This is a genomic window from Amycolatopsis sp. TRM77291 (assembly GCF_054166285.1).
Window position 1 is genome coordinate 2,698,656 of record NZ_JBSZHF010000001.1, and the last position, 18,653, is coordinate 2,717,308.

Consider the following 18,653-nt stretch of genomic DNA (forward strand, 5'->3'; position numbering starts at 1 on the left):
TCGGGTTCTAGCCCGAATCGCCACTCACGAGACTCGTGGTGGCACCGCACTCGCGTGCTCGAAGGCGTAACTCGCGTGATCAGCGGCGTAACTCGCGAGTGTCGCTTCCAGACACGTGAGTTACGTGCCTGATCACGCGAGTTACGCCTTTACACACGCCGTGCACCTGCGTTCCCAGTCCGTGAAGGCCTCTAGGATGATCACGATGTCCGCCGAACTCGTGCCCACCACGCCGGAACCACCGTCCCGGCTTCCGGAGACCAGGCCCGAGAACCGGCGGCGGATCCTCGCCGAAGCCGTCGCGCTGCTGCCCGCGCTTCCCCCGGCCGACCCGCTCGACCGGTACGCGATCCGGCACATCACCACGCTCTGGCTCGAGACCGACAAGACCGACCACACCCGCCGCGCCTACTACGCCGACCTGTCGGCCTGGCTCGGCTGGTGTGCCCGCACCGGGCTCGACCCGCTCATGGCGCGCCGCGCCGACGTCGACGCCTGGAAGAACACCCTGACCGTCACCGGGAAGGACGGCTTGCCCCGGCCCGCCGCCGACTCGACCGTCGCGCGCACCCTCGCCGGCATCTCCAGCTGGTACCGGTACCTGCAGTCCAACGACATCGCCGACCGCAACCCGGTGTCCGCGGTCAACCGGCCCAAGACCGGGAAGACCCCGCCGCTGCCCGCGCTCGGCGGCGAGTCGACGGCGAAACTGTTGAACCACATGGAGAAGCGGGCCCGCGCGAACGACACCGAACCGTCCTGGCGCGACGCCGCCGTCGTCGCGATCCTGTTCTACACCGGCCTGCGCGTCTCCGGCCTCACCACCGCCACCGTGCAGGACCTCGACACCGACTCCGGGCACACGATCCTGCGCTACACCGCCAAAGGCGGCCACCGCGACTTCGTCCCGCTCGTCCCCGCCGCCCAGCACCCGCTGCGCCGCTACCTCGAACTGCGCGCCGCACGCACCGGCGTCCGCCCCGACGAGCTGACCGGCCCGCTGCTCGCGACCATGCCCCACCGCTACGACAGCACCAAATCCGGCGGAAAACCCCTAGCACAACGGGATGTCTGGTTCCTCCTGCGGGCACAGGCCCGCGCCGCCGGACTCGCCGAAGCGAACACCATCTCCCCGCACACCGCGAGGCGCACCACCGGAACCCTGCTGCTGGCCAACGACGTTCCGGTGCAGAAGGTCCAGGACCTGCTGGGACACGCCGACATCCGCACCACCCGCGACCGCTACGACGCGCATCGCCACAAGCTGGAGACCTCTCCCGTGCACGCGCTCGCGCAACTGCTCGCCGACGCGCGCCACCGTCAAAGCTGAGACTTCGTCGCCCCGATCACCACACCGTCGACGCGCGCGAGCCAGCTCCCGCACAGACACCGGACGTACTCCAGCCTCCCCTGGGAGACCCGCTGGGACATCGTCGCGCTTCCAGGCAGTTCGGCCAGCGGCCACCCACACCGCGGGCACTTGTTCGCTTCCATACCCCGATCGTGCTGTAATGAGTCAATGCACTTCAACCCTTACGGCGGAGCGGCGGCGCAGATCGCCGCCGACCTGGTCAACCTCGGCGACGCCGCAGACCCGGCCACGCTGACCGCGATCTTCCGCGACCGCATGACCGTCGCCGCCGTGAAGGACCACGAAGCGGCCGAGATCATCGCCTGGACCAAGCGACTCCGCGACGTCTTCGAAGCCGGCCCGGCCACCCGCGTCGACCTGGTCAACGCGCTGCTCCGCGATTCCGCGTCGAAGCCCTACATCTCCACCCACGACGGCAAGGCACCCCACCTGCACTACGTCGACGCACACGCCGGCACCGCATCCCGCGTCCAGGCCTACACCGCGGGCGGGCTCGCACACCTCGTCTGCGACGCCCCGGACCGCTTCGGCGTCTGCTCACGCGAAGGCTGCGAAACGGTCTACGTCGACGTCTCCCGCAACGGCCGCCGCCGTTTCTGCTCCACCCGCTGCGCCACCCGGGTCCACGTCGCCGACCACCGGAACCGGCAAGCGAGCTAGGTCCGGCGCACCAGACAAAAGGAGCCCTCGCAGTACCTGGATCACCACGGTCTCCCAGCCGCCCGAAACGCCTGTCAACCTCGTCGAATCACCCTTGCCGACGACAGGAGACGCATGGCGGACAACCGATTCACCCCTCACCCGGAACTGTTCGATCTGAGCGGAAAGCTCGCCCTTGTCACCGGCGGCACCAAGGGCATCGGGGCGATGATCGCGCGCGGCCTCCTCCAGGCGGGTGCCCGCGTCGTCATCAGCTCACGCAACGCCGACACGTGCGCGGAGGCGCAGCGTCTGCTGTCCGAATTCGGCGACGTCCGAGCGATCCCCGCCGACCTGTCCAGGCACGACGAATGCCGGCGTCTCGCTGATCTGGTCAGTGCCGACTCGGATCACCTGGACATCCTGGTCAACAACGCGGGAGCGATGTGGCGAGAGCCGCTGGAGACGTTCCCGGACGAGGCCTGGGACTCGGTGCTCGACCTCAACCTCAAAGCGCCGTTCTGGCTGGTGCAGGCGCTGCTCCCGGCACTGCGCGCGGCGGGCACCGCCGACGATCCCGCCCGGGTCATCAACATCGGCAGTATCGCCGCCATCCACGTCGCCGAATCGCCCAACTACTCGTACGCCGGCAGCAAGGCCGCACTCCATCAACTCACCAGGGTGCTCGCCCGAGAACTGGGCCCACACCACGTCACGGTGAACGCGGTGGCCCCAGGACCGTTCCCCTCACAGATGATGGCGGCCACGCTCGATACCCTCGGCGACACGATCGCGGCGAAGGCCCCTCTACGCCGGCTCGGCCGCGACGACGACATGGCCGGTGTCGCCGTGTTCCTCGCCAGCCGAGCGGGGTCCTACCTCACGGGCACCGTCATCCCGGTGGACGGCAGCATCGCGACGACCGCATCGGGGACCTGAGCGTCGGCCTACGGTGAGGGGATGGCCACGATGGATCAACGCGCCGACATCCGGGAGTTCCTCAGCTCCCGGCGCGCCCGCATCACACCCGCGCAGGCAGGCCTGACCGCGTATGGCGGCAACCGGCGGGTCAAAGGCCTTCGCCGCGAAGAAGTAGCGCTACTGGCCGGGGTCTCGGTCGACTACTACGTGCGCATGGAGCGCGGCGGACTCGCCGGCGCTTCCGACGGCGTGCTCGAGGCGCTGGCCACCGCCTTGCAACTCGACGAGGCGGAACGCCAGCATCTGTTCCACCTCGCGCGCCGATCCGGCACCCCACGCCGGCGTAGGACCACCGCGACGGTGCGCTCCACGCTGCAGCAGGTGCTCGACGCCATCTCCGACGCGCCTGCCTGGATCGGAAACGGCCGGTATGACGTGCTCGCCACGAATCAACTCGCTCGCGCGCTGTATTCACCGGTGCTGGACGACCCGCGACAGCCCGCGAACACAGCGCGGTTCGTCTACCTCGACCCCGAAGCGGCCCGAGAATTCTTCGTCGACTACGACCACGTCGCCGACGCTGTCGCCACCAAGCTACGCATGGAAGCCGGCCGCAACCCCCACGACGAGGAACTGATCGCCCTGGTCGGCGAACTGTCCACATGCAGCGAGCCGTTCCGCCGGCGATGGGCATCTCAGGACGTGCGGCTGCACCGGTCCGGCCGCAAGCGCGTGAACCACCCGATCGTGGGCAGGCTCGACTTGGACGTCGAGCCCTTGGAACTGGCCGCCGAACCCAGCCTGCACCTGAACGTCTACACCGCACCCGCGGGCACGCCGACCGCCGACAACCTGGCGCTCCTGGCATCGTGGGCGGCCACCCGGCAGACACCGGCAACCGGATAGCCCACCCCGCGTCGTGCCCCTAGATCGCGTACCGCCACGCCGTCAACGCGTGCGCCGAGAACCACGCGCCCAGCACCACCCACGCCACCGCGGCCGCCACCGCCGTCACCGTCCGCCGCTTCGACAACCCGATCGCGATCGGCACCAGCACCGGGAAAGCGGGCAGGATGAACCGGATCTTCGCGTCCGGCAGCCCCCGCGTGCCGATCGCCAGCAACAACACCCCGGCCCCGTACAGCGTCAACGGCCACGGCACCCGGATCAACGCCGCCACCACCGCCAACGCCACCGCACCCAGCAGCAACAACACCGTCAGCGTGCTGAACACCGACTCGTCCCCGGTCAACCGCGCCACCACCGAATCCACGGTCTCCGCACCGAAGTCGAACTCGGTGTTCCAGCCCCGCAACTCGATGTCCTGCCAGCCGGTCCAGCTGCCCGTCCGATACGCGACGAACCCCAGATACCCGGCGACCCCCAGCGGAGCCACCACCGCACCCGCCAGCGCCCACCAGCGCTCCTCGGTACGCCGGAAGACCGCGATCAACGCCGCCACCACGACCACCGCGACCAGCACCACCGCCGTCGACCTCGACAGCCCCGCCGCGAAAGCGCACAGACCCGCCAGCATCCAGCGCCGCTCCAGCACACCCACCAGCGACCACACCGCGAACGCACAGAACACCGCTTCCGTGTAGGCCATCGAGAACACGATCGCCATCGGCGCCCCGGCCCACAACGCGACCAGCAGCAACCCGATCCGGTCACCCCGCTCCGGCGAAACCGCCCGCCCGATCCGGATCAACCCGCACGCCAGCACCAGACCGCCCAGCACCGACACCGTCAACGCCGCCGTCACCACATCCGGCCCGAGCCACATCACCGCACCGACGAGTTTCGGATACAGCGGGAAGAACGCCATCGGCGCGTCCGAATACGGCTGCCGCGCCGCGTCCAGCGTCCCCGGCAGATCCGCGTACCCGTGCACCGCCAGCCGCAGATACCACTGGCCGTCCCAGGCCGTCAGCCGATCGGTCAGCGTGGCACCACGCCGGGCGGCCAGCAGATCGAGCAGCTGGACACTCGCCGTCCGGATCACCAGATACAGCAGGATCGCCCGCGGATAAGGCGACGTGGCGAGTCTGTCGAGGAGCCCCTCGAACACACGCGCCGGACGCCCCTGCCGGGGTCCCTTCCCGGGAGCGGCGGGCTGATCAAGGTCATCGACTTCTCGGAGCACGCTCAGAGTGTCCACAATGCCGGGTCAGCTCGCCGTTCGGTCCCGGAGATTCCCCGGCCCCGCGCAGGTGGGGAAGCCCACAAACCAGGCTTGTGACCCCACCTCGATCTTGTGTTTCCCAGCCACCGCCCCCGGCTCCTACGTTCGAAGGCATGAGCGAACACAACCTCAAGGACACCGTCGCGATCATCGCCGGCGGAGCGAAGAACCTCGGCGGACTCCTCTCCACCACTCTCGGCGAAGCCGGCGCCAAAATCGTCGTCCACTACCACGGCGACGCCTCCGCGGCCGACGCCGACAAGACCGTCGAAGCCATCCGCGGCGCCGGATCCGAAGCCACCGCCGTCCAAGGCGACCTCACCGAGGTCGCGGACGTCCGCCGCCTCTTCGACACCGCCGTCGACACGTTCGGCCGCGCCGACATCGCGATCAACACCACCGGCATGGTCCTGCGCAAACCGATCCTCGAAACCACCGAAGCGGACTACGACCGCATGTTCGCGGTCAACGCCAAAGCCGCCTACTTCTTCATCCAGGAAGCCGGACGACGCCTCTCCGACAACGGCAAGATCATCAGCCTCGGCACGTCCCTGCTGGCCGCCTTCACCGACGGCTACTCCACCTACGCCGGCGGCAAAGCCCCGCTGGAACACTTCACCAGGGCCGCCGCCAAGGAGTTCGCCGACCGCGGCATCTCGGTCAACGTCGTCGCGCCCGGCCCCATGGACACCCCGTTCTTCTACCCGCAGGAAACCCCCGAGCGGGTGGAATTCCACAAATCCCAGGCCATGGGCGGACGGCTCACGAAAATCGAGGACATCGTGCCGATCATCCGGTTCCTGGCCACCGACGGCGCCTGGTTCACCGGCCAGACGATGTTCCCCAACGGCGGCTACACCACCCGCTGACCCTTACGCTGGCCACGACGCCGTAGACCGGACACGAAGGGGAACCCCTGGGTGGGCCTGGACCTGTACAAGCTGAACCACCTCATCGCCGTCGCCGAAGAAGGCAGCTTCACCCGCGCGGCGACCCGGCTGCACCTGAGCCAGCAGGCCCTGTCGACCTCGGTGCGCACGCTCGAGCGGGAAGTCGGCGTCCCCCTGCTCGAGCGGAGCGCCACCGGCGTCACCGTGCTCCCCGCCGGACAGGCACTGATCGCCGACGCCCACCTCCTTCACGGCATCGCCGACTCCGCCGTCCGGCGCGCCAGGCGCATCGGCCGCAGCGAACCGGAACGACTCCGCGTCGGCCACACCCCCGCCGTCACCGGCGACGAGGTCACCGCCCTGCTCCGCAAACACCAGACCGACCCCGACCTGATCATCGACGTCAACCAGCGCTACCCCGACGAACTCGTCGCGCAGTTGCTCGGCGGACAACTGGACCTCGGCCTCGGCCGCGCGCTGACCCTCGCGCACGGCCTGGTCGGGACCACCCTGATCCGGCAGCGGCTCAACGTCGCGGTCGCCACCGGGCACCGGCTCGCCGAGCGCGAGTACCTCGCGTTGACCGACCTCGACGGCGAGGAGATCACCGTCTGGGGACACCCCGGCCGCTCCGGATACACCGATCTGCTCATCAACCTCTGCCGCGACGCGGGATTCGAACCCGGCGTCCGCCGCAACCCGATCCAGGGGACGCCACCGGTCACCGCCGTCCTCGACACCGAAGGCGTCGCGTTCGTGACCGCGCCACCAGGACCGGCGGCGGGCGGCGCCGTCCACGTCCGGGAACTCCGGCCCCCCGTGCACGTCCCCCTGCAAGCACTCTGGCCGCAGCACAGCACTTCCGACGCACGCCAAGCGTTTCTGGCTTCCGCCCAGGGGTTCTAGGCTTCGCCACTTCGCCGGTCGTGATGCTCCAGCAGCTTCGACAGCAGCTCGGTGAACCGCTTCCGCTCGTCGGCCGATAGCGGAGCCAGCAGCTCGTCCTGCCGTTCGGCCAGCTGTTTCTCCAGCCGCCGCAGCTGTCGCCTTCCCGCGGTGGTCAGCGAGATGACGTTACGTCGCCGATCGGCCGGATCCGGGGCACGCTCGACCAGCTCACGCTCGGCGAGCTCGTTGATCGTCGCGACCATCTCGCTCACGTGGATACCGCTCCGACGGCCCAGCATCGCCTGGCTGGCCGGCCCGAACTCGTCCAGCGTCGCCAGCACGCGGTAGTGGTAGCCGCGGGCGTCGACGGCGGAGAACCCGTCGGTCACCAGGCGATGCGCGTGGTTCGCGGTCTGCGTGAGCAACCAGCTGGGCAGCTTCCGCCAGCCGCCGCGCGGCTGCTCCGAGGGGTTCTCCATGTGACGAGTCTAACGAATCGTTGGGTACCCGAACGATTGCGCTATCGTTGGGCCACCAAACGTTTAGCGACCCAACTAATTGAGGAGCCGTCGTGACGATCCAGCCCTTCCACATCGACATCCCCCAGGCCGACCTCGACGACCTCGCCGACCGGCTGGCCCGCACCCGCTGGCCCAACGAGGTCGCCGACGCGGGCCTCGACTACGGATTCCCGCTCGCCCGCCTCCAGGAACTCGCCGAATACTGGCGAACCGGGTACGACTGGCGCTCCCACGAGGCCCGAACTCAACGAGCTTCCGCACTTCACCACCGAGATCGACGGCCAGAACATCCACTTCGTCCACGTCCGGTCGGAGAACCCGGACGCGCTCGCACTGGTCCTCACCCACGGCTGGCCCGGTTCGTTCCTGGAGTTCCTCGACATGATCGAGCCGCTCTCGCGCGACTTCCACCTGGTGATCCCCTCGATCCCGGGCTACGGCTTCTCCGGCCCGACCCACGACCGCGGCTGGAGCGCCGACCGGATCGCCCGTGCATGGGCGGAACTGATGCGCCGCCTCGGGTACGAACGCTACGGCGCCCAAGGCGGCGACTTCGGCTCCGGGATTTCGACGGCACTCGGCGCGGTGGCCCCGGAGCACGTCGTCGGGGTGCACGTGAACTACCTGCCGACCCGGCCGGATCCGGACGCGGGGATCGAACTGTCCGAACAGGACGAAGCCCGCCTGGAGAAAGTGAAGCGGCTCATGGCGAATCGCCCGCCGTATCAGGCGCTGCAGGCGGCGACCCCGCAGACCATCGGCTACGCGTTGACCGATTCTCCCGTTGGCCAGCTCGCCTGGATCGCCGAGCGCTTCGCACAGTGGACGGACCCGCGTACGCCGGTCAGCGACGACCGGATGCTCACCGACATCTCGCTGTACTGGCTGACCGCGACCGCGGCTTCCTCCGCGCGACTCCACCACGACGCCGGCAGGGGGAACACTCCTTGCCGGGTACCGCTCGGCGTCGCGGTGCTCCCGCAGGACATCACACAGTCGGTGCGGCCACTGGCCGAGCGGCTGTACGACGTCAGGCACTGGTCGGAGTTCGAACGTGGCGGCCACTTCGCCGCGATGGAGGTCCCGGACCTGCTCGCCGCGGACATCCGCGAGTTCTTCCTCGGCCTCATCGAGGCCGGTTTTTCAATTGAATAGCCGGATTTTTTACTAATTGCCAAGCAGTATAGGTCGTTATACATTTTGCTGGATTCACAATGCCACCAGGAAGGCCTGGTCTCGACCGCCTTCCTGGTGGCACGCTCCCCCGCCACCCAAGGGTCCGGGGACCGCGGCACTCCCCTCCCCCAAGACGATCGTCGTGGCACTGAGTGCCAGCCGGTCTCCCCTACCGCTCGTTCAAGACGGCGTTGACCTTGGCGATCACGTCGTGCAGAGGGGTCGCCGTGGTCATCACCGCGACCATGGTCGTCTCGGGCGCGGCGTCCTGGACCTTGAACGCGTCGATCACCAGCGCGAAGGCCTCGGCCGCACTGGCGGCGATGTCGTCCTGCCCGCCGCTGCGCAGCCAGCGCCGGAGCACGTGGTTGTTGGCGGCCGCGATCGCCGCGGCGGCCACGGCCGCCCGCAGGCTCGCCGCCTCGTCACCCTGTTCGATGAAACGCGCCCGCAGGTAGCGGGCGAGTACGCGCTGGTAGCGGTCGACGGTCGCGACTTCCTTGTCTCGCAACGAGGGCACCGTCCGCGTCAGCGTGAACCGCTTGAGCGACACGTCGAGCTCCGCGGCGTAGGAATCGAGGACCAGGCCGACGGCGGCACAGGCCACCTCGACGGGATCACGATCCGGATCCGCGGCGGCGAACGTCTCCTCCATCTCCGCCACGATCTCGTCGTGGTTGGCGAAGAGCACGTCGTCCTTGGCGTCGAAGTACCGGAAGAAGGTCCGCCTGCCCACTCCCGCCGCGGCCGCGATCTCGTCCACCGTGGTGGCCTCATAGCCCTTGGCCACGAACAGGTCCACCGCCGCCGCGGCGAGCGCACGGCGCAGACGGCGCCTCCCGTCGGGGGTCGAGCCTGCTCTGGTCACCGGCGCTCGGCGCGGCGAATCGGTCATAGCGGGACGGTAGCAGCCCCTTGCTAGTGGCACTGAGTGCCGTTACGCTGTGCGGAGTCCCCGGGGCACGTGTCCCCATCCCCCGTCCGGAAGGCGCCGACGATGTCGCTGGACCACCAAGTACTCCCGGTCGAGTCACGTTCGATCCGCCCTCGGGGCGACGCCTTCTACGGCCGGCTCTTCGGCTGGTCGCTCAAATGGCGCGGGCCGCAGCCGTTCCTGGTGCTCGAAGGCGGGATCTGCGCGGTGACGCTGCCCAAGATCAACGGCGCCCAGGTCCTCGGCAGGCTCGCCGAGACCGGATGCGACGGCCCCGCCATGGCGGTGTTGACGCAGCAGGGCCCGCGGGTGGCCATTCTCGCGGAGACCGACGGGTTGATTCCCTCTCGCGAGTCCCTGCCGCAGCACGTCGAAGTACTCGCTTGGGGCACGCTGCTCCCGCTTCCCGCCGACTCCGGGCGAGCCGAGGCCCACGCGGAATGGCTCTCGGCACCGGATCCCCGGCAGCGGTGGCTTCCCAGCCTGGACGCGGTCCTCGCGGGCGTGCGGCCGAGGTAGCGCACGTGGTTCATGCCGCCACCTCCGCCTGAGCGGAGACGAACAGGGCTCCACCGTCCGATTCGGACAGTGTGATCTCGAGGGTCGCCCCTTCCGCCAGCGGCGGCAGATCGCTCAGGGTCACGCGGCCGATCAGCCGTTGTCCACGGCGCGCGTTCACCGCCCCGGAACGCCGGACTTCGATTCCCGAACGGCGCCACACCCGAACGCCACCTGTCGCCCGGCTACGCCACTGGCTTCCGCACCAGGCCGCGAGGGCGGCCCCCGCCGTGTTGCACAGCACGTCGTCCAGCGAACCCACCCGCCCGGCGCCCTGCCAGACCTGAAGGCACTCGATCGACACGGACATGGCGAACGCCGCCAGGACGATCCTCGGCACCGGCTTCGCCCAGTCGAAGCGCACTGGCGCCAGTACCGCGAGCGGCGCCAGCAGCAGGACATTGCCCGTCAGCTGGAACAGGGCGACGTCCGGGCGGTCGTCGAACACGGGCAGGACGTCCCCAAGCAGATGGAGACTCACCGGCGAACCGTGGCCCGCCATCGGCGCCGGTACGAAGACGACCGGGATCACCGCGAAAAGCGATGCCAGCAAAGCGAAATCGAGTGCGATCAGGTACCGGCGACGCCGGTTTCCCCGACGGCGCGCGACGAATTCGGCGACGACCGCACCGGCCGCGGCGGCGAGCAGCGACCACGGTGCGGCGTCGAAGAATGCCTGCCACCACCAGTCCATGCACTCCCCTTTCGCCGATGATCGTCTTCGGCGAGGGTGGCAGCATCGTGAAGACCAGACAAGAACCCTGGCTATTGTCGGTGAATAACTACCATCCGCGTTGATACTTCACGGAGTTCGATTGTCACGGCCGTGCGGTCAGCGCCGGGCCGATCCAGCGGCGGACGCGGGCCCGCAACTGCTCGTCGGTGTGCGGCGGCGTCGAGGGGTACTGCAGGAACGACAGGAACAGCCGCATCAGCATTTCGGCGAGTCCCTCGAAGTCCTCGTCGGTCGTCACACTCACCGCGGTCCAGTCGACCGGCACGTTCCGGAGGATCCGCGCGCCGAGCGCGAACGACTGCGACGAAGTGACCGCCACGGTGAAGACGTCCGCCTCGCCCGCTTTCAGGAGCAGCCCCAGGTACGGCTCGTCGGGGACCGCTCGGACGCCGAACACCACGGACTCCACCGCGACCTCGGCGGGGTCGGCGAACGTGGCCAGATGCCGCTCCATCCGCCCGGCGAACTCCTCGACCCGGTCCAGCGCGACCGCGCCGAGGATGTCGGCGAGGCTCGGGAAGTAGCGGTAGACGGTCTGCCGGGTGACGCCCGCTTCCGCGGCGACGTCGGAGAGGCTGGTCTTGGCGAGGCCGACCCGGTCGATGCAGGCGGTCGCCGCCTCGACGATCCTGCGGCGTGCCTCGCGCTCGGTCCCGGGCGGATTGCCCCGCCATCCGTGGTGCCCCATACGCCTCATCTTCCCCGACGGGGAATCTCAGACGGTGGCAGGTGCCGCGCGGCGCACGCGGTACAGCGCGGCGAGCATCAGGCCCGCGGCCACGAAACAGGCCAGTACGTAGAGACCGCTCCCCGGCGTGATGCCGTTTTCGATGACGGCACCCAGCCAGAACACGGCCATCGCACCCAGGTAGACGGCGGGATAGAACCGGGCGAAAGGCGTCAGCGGCTCTTCGGTGCCTCGATGCCTGACGAAGAGCCAGATTCCCGCCACCCACAACAGCGCCAGCTCGGCGGCGAGGATCCACGCTTGCACGGTGACGTTGCCGACGAAGAGGCTCGACGGGAGCCCGGCGATCACCATGCTCAACGGGGTGAGGACACCGGCCACCACGATGCGCGCCACGAGCGACCACCCGCGCCTCGGCCCACTGGCGAGCCGCACCACCAGATAGGTCATGGCACCCATCGACACCGAGGCGAAGAGCAGCATGCTGGTCATGGGCACGGAATCCAGCGCCGGATGGTTGACGATCCGGTTGTTCCCGTTCCAGGCCCACCACTTCAGCTGCGGACCGAGGTGGTCGAAGGCCTCATAGAAGACCTGGCAGGCGAAGGCGACCGCCACCGACCCGGCCAGCGCGCCGCGCGCACGGAAGATCCCGAGAGACCGGACGAGTTCGTAGGCGAGCTGGCTGATCATCGGGTAGAACGCCACGATGTAGAGCGGCAGCCGGTCCCACATGAACTGCACGGTGAACCGGTTGTGGGCGAAGATGAACCCGTACTGCCGCTCGAGGCCGAACCATTCCGGGAAGTACAGGGGCGGTTCGATGACGAAGAGGTAGACCAGCGAAGCGCACCACAGCGCCAGGTTGGCCGAGTCGCCCTGGCGGTGACGGCGGACAGCGTGCACCAGCGCGAACACGGCTCCGCCGAGGACGAGCAGTTCCAGCAGCGGCATCGTCCAGTGGCCCGCCGTCCACGGTGGACGGATCGAGAGCCAGGCGGACACGTCGTGGCAGTCGAAGCCGAGGGCGCGGGTGACCCCTTCCGCGTCCGCCCCGCATACGGCGCTCATCGGGCGACCGCCGGTTCGGCGGCGCCACCTTCCGGTGAATAGTCCGTGACCGGCGGCTCGGCGCGGGCGTCGAAGTCGAACGGAATCCGGTGGCGCCCCAGCGCCGCCCGGATCCGGTAGCGCACGAGGCCCGCGATCACCCGCGGGTTCGTCATCATGTCGCGCAGCGACTCGTCGAGGTTGAACACCTTCGCGAAATGCTCGTCGACCACGTCGTCTTCGCGGGCGGCGCCGACGATGAGCCGGAACGCCGGGCCGGACACCGCCGAGAGCAGGCGTCGCTTCCACTCCCCCGCCTTTTCGGTGCCCACCGCGCAGGCGTACCCCTGGTCCCTCGCCAGGCTCCACGGCACGTTGAGCAGCTTGCGCTGGGCCGCGAGGAATCGTGCGGAGAATCCGGTGTCGAGACGTTCGGCACGGGCGAGGTGCTCGCGCAGCAGCAGCGCCGAACCGGCGGCGGAACTGATGCCCTGCGCGTAGAACGGGTTGAACGCGCAGATCGAGTCGCCGACGAACGCCAGCCGTTCCGGCGGGGTGCGGAGCCGGTCGTAGCGGCGCCATTTGTTGCCGGTCGACCGGGTGAGGTGGACCTCGGAGGTCGGGGTGGACCGGTCCATCGCGGCCGCGAACAGTGGCGCCCGCACCCGGCGGGCCGACTCGACGAACGCCTCGGTGGTGCGCGGCATTTCGATGCCCCACGAACCCATGCACGCGATGACGCGGTTGCCCTCGATCGGGAAGAAGTTGACCAGGAACTCGTGCTCGTCCGGATGCGGGCCCTTGTCGGGGGTCGGCATGATCACCAGATGCCGCCACCACCAGGACGGCGGCCGCTCCTCGGGTGACGGCAGGTCGTACCAGCGTGAGGTGTAGGTGACCTTGGCGTCGAGGGTCCGCACTTCGGGTTCCGGCCAGCCCGCCGCCACCAGCCAGGCGCCGACCGAGGAACCGCGGCCCATCGCGTCCACCACGAAGTCGGCGTCGAGGTGCTCCTCGCCCTCAGACGTGGAGAAGCCGACGCCAGTGACGACCCCGTCCCGGGTCGTCAGCCCACTGACCGCGACACCCTCGCGGATGACGACGTTGGGCAGGCCGCGGACCTTGTCCCGGAGCACGCGCTCGATGAGGATCCGCGAGCTGTAGATCATCGTCATCGCGCTGCGTTTCCGCGCCGACCAGCCCTTCCCGTCGAGGTAGGCGGCGTCCATGGACGGCATGAGATGCAGTCCGCCTGCGGCGATGAGGTCGTCCTCGAATCCCGGGAACAGCGCCCCGATCGCGCGGCGGCCCGAGTTCAGGAGGAAATGGGGGTGTTTGCTCTGCGGTACCCCGCGCCGGTGTTCGGCCTCGGCCGGAAGCTCGTCGCGTTCGAGCACCAGCACGCGGTCGAAGTACGGCGCGAGCGCGCCCGCGGTGCAGAGTCCGGCGGCGCTGCCACCGAGGACGACGGCGGTCTTGCCGAGTCGCATACGACCAACTCCCAGCGTCATTCATACACTTTGACAACACCTGTATGAATGTATGAACGACGCCGAGCGCTGTCAAGACGCCGGCAGATGTGCCAGAAGCCGGATCACGCGTGCGCAGAGCCGTAACTCGCGTGATTGGAGCCGTAACTCGCGTGTCTCGGGCCGGATCAGCGAGTTACGCCTTCAAGCACGCGAGTTACGGCTCCGATCACGCGTGTTCGAGCGAAGGCTCGACGCCTCGCTGCCCGAGCAGGAGACCGCCGACGCTCGCCGCACTCGCGCTGCCGAGGGCGATCCCCCAGCCGACCGGCCCGAGCGGCGTGCACCCGAAGAACTGGCTGATCCCAGGGGTCTGGACCAGTATCGCCAGCAGGGCGGCGGAGCCAAGGCCCGCGGCGAGGACGGTCCTGTCCCGGCCGCCGACGGCCAGCGTCTGCCCGAGCTGGGTTCCGATCAGAGAGACGAGCGCGATCGTGCTCGCCCGACGTCGCCTGCCGGTCATCCGCGCGAGAGTCCACGCCGTGGACGCCCCGAGTGTCGTGGTCACCGCGCGCGTGGTGATGTCTCGCCGCAGCGCGTTGCCGAGCGACGCGCTGGGCCCCTCCCGCAGCAACTCCGGCACGGACTCGCTGTCCGGCCTGCTCAACGCGATCGCCAGCGCGGGCGCGAGGTCGGTGAGGAGGTTCATCAGCAGCAGCTGGCGGGCGGTGAGCGGTGAACGTCCTGTGACGACCGAGCCGAGCACGGTGAAGGCGATCTCCCCCAGGTTCCCGCCGAGCAGGATGCCGAGCGCCTCGCGGACCGACGCCCACATCGCCCGGCCTTCCACCAGCGCGGCGACGATCGTCTCCAGCCGGTCGTCGGTCACCACGAGGTCCGCGGCCGCCCTCGCCGCGGCCGTACCCCGCTGCCCGAGCGCGATCCCGACGTCGGCGAGCCGGATGGCGGGCGCGTCGTTCGCACCGTCGCCGGTCATCGCGACGACCCGGCCGCCGCGCTGGTAGGCCTGGATGATCCGCACCTTCTGCGCCGGGCTGCACCGGGCGATCACGTCGACGTCGGCGAGTTCCCGATCGAGCTCTTCGTCACCGAGTTCCTCGATCCGCGCGCCGGTGAGCACCTTGGTGTCGCCGTTGCGCCCGGTGATCTCCTCCGAGACGGCCTCGCCGGTGGCCGGATGATCGCCGGTGATCATCACCGTGCGCACTCCGGCCTCGCGCAACCGATCCGCCGCGGGGGCGGCACTGTCACGCACCGGATCCGCCAGCGCGACGAAGCCGAGGAACCGGAGATCGGTGACGTCGTCCTCCGAGAGGTCCTTTGTGGACACAGGGCGTTCCGCGACGGCGAGGACGCGGTGCCCGGCCGCCGCCAGGCGCCCGGCCCGCTTCTCCAGCCTGCCGCGGGCACCCGTGCCCATCGGCCGGTCGCCATGCCGGGTGCATCGGGGAAGGACGGTCTCCGGCGCTCCCTTGACGCACACCACGTGCCGTTCGCCGAGTTTCCCGTTGGTCGCGTGGAATCCCCGCGACGGCTCGAACGGGACCGCGCCGGTCTTCTGCCAGCCGCCGGCGTCCACACCCGCGGTGAGGCCGCCCTCGAGAACGGCTTGATCCGTGTGATGCGGCAGTTCCTCGGGGTTCTCGGCCCGGGGCGTCGCGCGGACGGCCGCGGCCAGCACCGCCCGATGGCTCTTCCGCAGCCGGCTCACCGAGGCGGTGGTCGTGCCGTCGTCGATCCGGTTGACGCTGAGCTTGCCTTCGGTGAGGGTGCCGGTCTTGTCGAAACAGAGGACGTCGACCCGCCCGAGCGCTTCGATGGTGCGCGGATTACGGACGAGCGCGCCGTTTTCGGCGAGTCGCCGGGCGGCCGCCAGCTGGGCCGCGTTCACCAGGAACGGCAGGCCTTCCGGCACCGACGCGACCGCGAGGTTCACCGCCGCCCCGACGCTTTGCCGCAGCGGCACGCCGCGGATGAGCCCGGCGCCCGCGACGGCGGCCGCCGAGCCGACCGCCACCGGCAAGGCCTGCTTGGTGAGCGACGCGAGCCGCGCTTCGACGCCGGTCTCGGGGGCGGCACCTCGTGCGGCGGCCATCCCCCGCCCGACCTCGGTCTCGTCTCCCGTCGCCACGACGACGGCGGTCACCTTTCCCGCGGCGACCGTGGTGCCCTCGTACAGCATCGACGTCCGCTCGGCGAGCTCCGCCGCCACGACCGGCGCCGGGACCTTCGGCACCGGCAACGACTCGCCGGTCAGCGAGGACTCGTCGAGTTCCGCGCCGGTCGCGTCGAGCACCCGGCAGTCCGCCGGCACGACGTCGCCGGACCGCAGCGACACGACGTCGCCCCGCACCAGCGATTCGGCGACGATCTGCCGCTCGGCACCGTCGCGCACGACGGTGGTCACCGTCGCGGACCGTTCGAAGAGCCCGGCCAGCGCTCGGTCGGTGTGCACCTGCTGCACGCTGCCGATCAACGCGGACACTCCGACGATCCCGGCGACCAGCGCGGCGTCGACCGGCGAGCCCACCGCGGCCGAAACCGCCGCGCCACCGGCCAGCACCGGGGTGAGCGGATTGGCCAGCTCGGCCATGAACGCCTTCGCGATGCTCGTGCCGGCGTTGCCGTCGCCGCCCGCACGATCGGCCGGCGCCCGTCGTCGGGCCTCGCGCTCGTCCAGGCCACTACGACCCGAGCCGAGCCGGTCGAGCACGACGTCCGCGGGCATCAGATGCCACGGTGGCGCGACGCGGCCCGAGGAGGGCGCCTTCCGCTCGCCGGTGAGGGTGCGAGCACGCCAGACCCCGTCACCGAAAGCCATGAGCGCCCCGGCGTTCACCGCGCGAAGGCCGCTCGCGGCGGGCCTGCGCCGGGCGCCGAGCGCGGTCACGCCGCCGATACCGCTGGCCGCGGTCGCGAGCATCGTCGAATCGCGGACGACCGCCCTCGCGGCGGTGATCGCCTCGACGAGCAGGACGGCCGTGCCGATGTCGCGGCCGATCAGCACATGTGCGCCCCACGGCGGCGGCGTCCCGTCCTCGTGCACGCCGACTCCGCAGTCCGATGCCCCCAGCGCCCGGCGATCGTCGGAGACCAGCATGACCACGCGTCCGCACGCCTGGAGTTCGCGGACGGCGTCGAACTCCACCCCACCATCGGTCTGGACCACTCGGAGGCCGGCGGCCTCGGCCGCGGAAGCCAACGCGTCGACGTCGGGCGAGCGCTCCTGCGCGACGGCGAGCAGCCCCGCCGGCCGCCCGTCACGGACCAGCCCCAGCACCAGGTGGGCGCCCTGGTCCAGCATCCGCTGCCGGTCGGGGAAACCGGTGACGTCCAGCTCGTCGAGCGGGCCGAGCGTCCATTCGCCGTCCCGCCGGACCACCTCGGGTTTCTCCGGGTCGAACAAGGCGAAGGCGGCGGCCGTCAGGTCCACCTGGTCACCATCGGACAAGGGGACCAGATCGCTGAGGACGTTCGCGCCCGCGCCGAGCGCCGTGGTGTCGATGACGATCGTGTCGAGCAGGTCGAGCCCGCGCAGCGCGGACCGGTCCATCACCAGTGCACCGCGCCTGGCGAGAACTTGGCCCAGCTGGGCGGAAAACGCGGCCGCGCCATGGGACGGGGCCTTGGGCAGCGCGGAGATCCCGACCGCGGCGGCGCGTCGCGGCCCGACGAACGGCAGGGCCGCCGCGGCGGCCGCGGCCCCGGCGGCGATGGACCGGCGCGCGTGCCGGTCGGCGGCGCTTTCCGGAAGCGGCCACAGCCGTTCGCTCACCACGGAGTCGGCGCCGGCGTGCTCGCGCTGCCCGACCAGCTTGGCTTCGGCCTCGCACCAGGCCCGCTGGTGCGCCTTGGCCTCCCGCCATTGGGTGCCGCGGAGCATGATGTCCAGGACCGTTCCCTCGCTGCGGGCCGCGAGACCGTGGACCAGCGCCGCACCGATGGAGGTCGCCGAATCCGCCCTCTCCCGGCCGCGTAGTTTCCGGTCCGCCAGGTCGCGCAACCGCGGGTGCAGGTCGACGAGTGACGCCAGTGCCGCGGCCTCCGTCGGCAGCGGTGCCCACGGCATGATCTTCGAAACCACCGACAGCATCAGTCCCGCGGCGTCGGCGGCGAGTGTGGACGGCAGCCGGGTCGCCGTGGTGCCGTCCGCCGGATGGTGCAGTTCGTCTTCCTCGACCCGCTCGGCTTCGGAAGCGGGCTCCGCCTCCGCGCGTTCGACCGCGCGGATCAGCTCCAGACGCCGCGGGCCCGGGTCTTCGACCGCCACGACCACCCGGGACGTCGGCGCGTTCACCTGCGCCCACCGCACGCCGGGGATCTCCGCCAAGGCCCGCTCGACCCGCCGGGCGACGCGGGCGCCGTCCGGTCCTTTCACGCCGTGCATCTCGACGTAGAGCCTCCCGGGACACGACCAGACCGCCCGCCGCGGTCCGCGTCCCGGGATTCCTTCCAGCGGCAGGAGGGCCAGGCCGGCCAGCCCTCGGGCGACCCGCCCCAGCGTCCGCGACGGTTTGGGGAAGGCGACACCCAGCACGTCCACGGTCTCCAGGTCCGTCCGCCGCATGCGGCATCCTCCTCGCGCTCGGTGCCTTGTTGATCTCA

General features: G+C 70.2%; 15 protein-coding genes and 1 pseudogene. 8 read left to right on the plus strand and 8 right to left on the minus strand.

Translation table 11 applies throughout. The features are described 5' to 3' along the window. The first annotated feature begins 205 nt into the window (after positions 1 to 205). From ACXIZN_RS12730 to ACXIZN_RS12745, 4 genes are all read left to right on the plus strand, one after another. Positions 206 to 1,330, plus strand: coding sequence for a tyrosine-type recombinase/integrase (locus ACXIZN_RS12730; protein ID WP_457954542.1), 1,125 nt, complete (start codon positions 206 to 208; stop codon positions 1,328 to 1,330). 189 nt (positions 1,331 to 1,519) lie between these two features. Then, complete coding sequence (locus ACXIZN_RS12735) at positions 1,520 to 2,032, plus strand: CGNR zinc finger domain-containing protein (RefSeq protein ID WP_457954543.1); 513 nt, start codon at positions 1,520 to 1,522, stop codon at positions 2,030 to 2,032. 114 nt (positions 2,033 to 2,146) lie between these two features. Further along, the gene (locus ACXIZN_RS12740) at positions 2,147 to 2,950 is read left to right on the plus strand and encodes an SDR family oxidoreductase (protein ID WP_457954545.1); all 804 of its coding nucleotides are present in this window, start codon (positions 2,147 to 2,149) and stop codon (positions 2,948 to 2,950) included. A gap of 21 nt (positions 2,951 to 2,971) precedes the next feature. Then, positions 2,972 to 3,838: a helix-turn-helix transcriptional regulator gene (locus ACXIZN_RS12745; RefSeq protein WP_457954547.1), complete on the plus strand. Its 867-nt coding sequence runs from the start codon at positions 2,972 to 2,974 to the stop codon at positions 3,836 to 3,838. Positions 3,839 to 3,857: 19 nt separating this feature from the next. On the opposite strand, the gene ACXIZN_RS12750 is transcribed toward ACXIZN_RS12745, so the two are convergent. Continuing rightward, positions 3,858 to 5,078, minus strand: a complete 1,221-nt coding sequence (locus ACXIZN_RS12750; protein WP_457954548.1) for a hypothetical protein — start codon at positions 5,076 to 5,078, stop codon at positions 3,858 to 3,860. A 152-nt stretch (positions 5,079 to 5,230) separates the two neighbouring features. Between ACXIZN_RS12750 and ACXIZN_RS12755 the strand changes: the two genes are divergently transcribed. Both ACXIZN_RS12755 and ACXIZN_RS12760 read left to right on the plus strand, forming a co-directional pair. Beyond that, positions 5,231 to 5,986 (plus strand): SDR family oxidoreductase, encoded by a 756-nt coding sequence (locus tag ACXIZN_RS12755; protein ID WP_457954549.1) that lies wholly within the window; start codon positions 5,231 to 5,233, stop codon positions 5,984 to 5,986. A 51-nt stretch (positions 5,987 to 6,037) separates the two neighbouring features. Then, complete coding sequence (locus tag ACXIZN_RS12760) at positions 6,038 to 6,913, plus strand: LysR family transcriptional regulator (RefSeq protein ID WP_457954550.1); 876 nt, start codon at positions 6,038 to 6,040, stop codon at positions 6,911 to 6,913. Here the strand turns inward: ACXIZN_RS12760 and ACXIZN_RS12765 are convergent. Then, positions 6,910 to 7,374, minus strand: a complete 465-nt coding sequence (locus ACXIZN_RS12765) for a MarR family winged helix-turn-helix transcriptional regulator (protein WP_457954551.1) — start codon at positions 7,372 to 7,374, stop codon at positions 6,910 to 6,912. The genes ACXIZN_RS12760 and ACXIZN_RS12765 overlap by 4 nt on opposite strands. Before the next feature lie 92 nt (positions 7,375 to 7,466). Between ACXIZN_RS12765 and ACXIZN_RS12770 the strand changes: the two are divergent. Next, positions 7,467 to 8,571, plus strand: a pseudogene (locus ACXIZN_RS12770) (epoxide hydrolase family protein). Between the two features lie 190 nt (positions 8,572 to 8,761). Here the strand turns inward: ACXIZN_RS12770 and ACXIZN_RS12775 are convergent. Further along, a complete protein-coding gene (locus ACXIZN_RS12775) occupies positions 8,762 to 9,487 on the minus strand; it encodes a TetR family transcriptional regulator (protein WP_457954552.1) in 726 nt (241 codons plus the stop codon). 102 nt (positions 9,488 to 9,589) lie between these two features. Here ACXIZN_RS12775 and ACXIZN_RS12780 point away from each other — a divergent pair, with 102 nt between their 5' ends. Beyond that, positions 9,590 to 10,045 carry a glycogen operon protein GlgX gene (locus ACXIZN_RS12780; protein WP_126732943.1) on the plus strand — a complete coding sequence of 152 codons (456 nt, stop codon included), beginning with the start codon at positions 9,590 to 9,592 and terminating at the stop codon, positions 10,043 to 10,045. Positions 10,046 to 10,055: 10 nt separating this feature from the next. Here ACXIZN_RS12780 and ACXIZN_RS12785 read toward each other — a convergent pair whose 3' ends face one another. The 5 genes from ACXIZN_RS12785 to ACXIZN_RS12805 form a co-directional block, all read right to left on the minus strand. Continuing rightward, positions 10,056 to 10,778 carry a VanZ family protein gene (locus ACXIZN_RS12785; protein WP_457954553.1) on the minus strand — a complete coding sequence of 241 codons (723 nt, stop codon included), beginning with the start codon at positions 10,776 to 10,778 and terminating at the stop codon, positions 10,056 to 10,058. Between the two features lie 124 nt (positions 10,779 to 10,902). Continuing rightward, entirely contained in the window at positions 10,903 to 11,508 is a 606-nt protein-coding gene (locus ACXIZN_RS12790) for a TetR/AcrR family transcriptional regulator (RefSeq protein ID WP_457954555.1), read from the minus strand. Between the two features lie 27 nt (positions 11,509 to 11,535). Beyond that, a complete protein-coding gene (locus ACXIZN_RS12795) occupies positions 11,536 to 12,579 on the minus strand; it encodes a hypothetical protein (protein WP_457954556.1) in 1,044 nt (347 codons plus the stop codon). Beyond that, a complete protein-coding gene (locus ACXIZN_RS12800) occupies positions 12,576 to 14,048 on the minus strand; it encodes an FAD-dependent oxidoreductase (protein WP_457954557.1) in 1,473 nt (490 codons plus the stop codon). Before ACXIZN_RS12800 ends, ACXIZN_RS12795 begins: the two co-directional genes overlap by 4 nt. A 208-nt stretch (positions 14,049 to 14,256) precedes the next feature. Next, positions 14,257 to 18,615: an HAD-IC family P-type ATPase gene (locus ACXIZN_RS12805; protein WP_457954558.1), complete on the minus strand. Its 4,359-nt coding sequence runs from the start codon at positions 18,613 to 18,615 to the stop codon at positions 14,257 to 14,259. Positions 18,616 to 18,653: the final 38 nt, after the last annotated feature.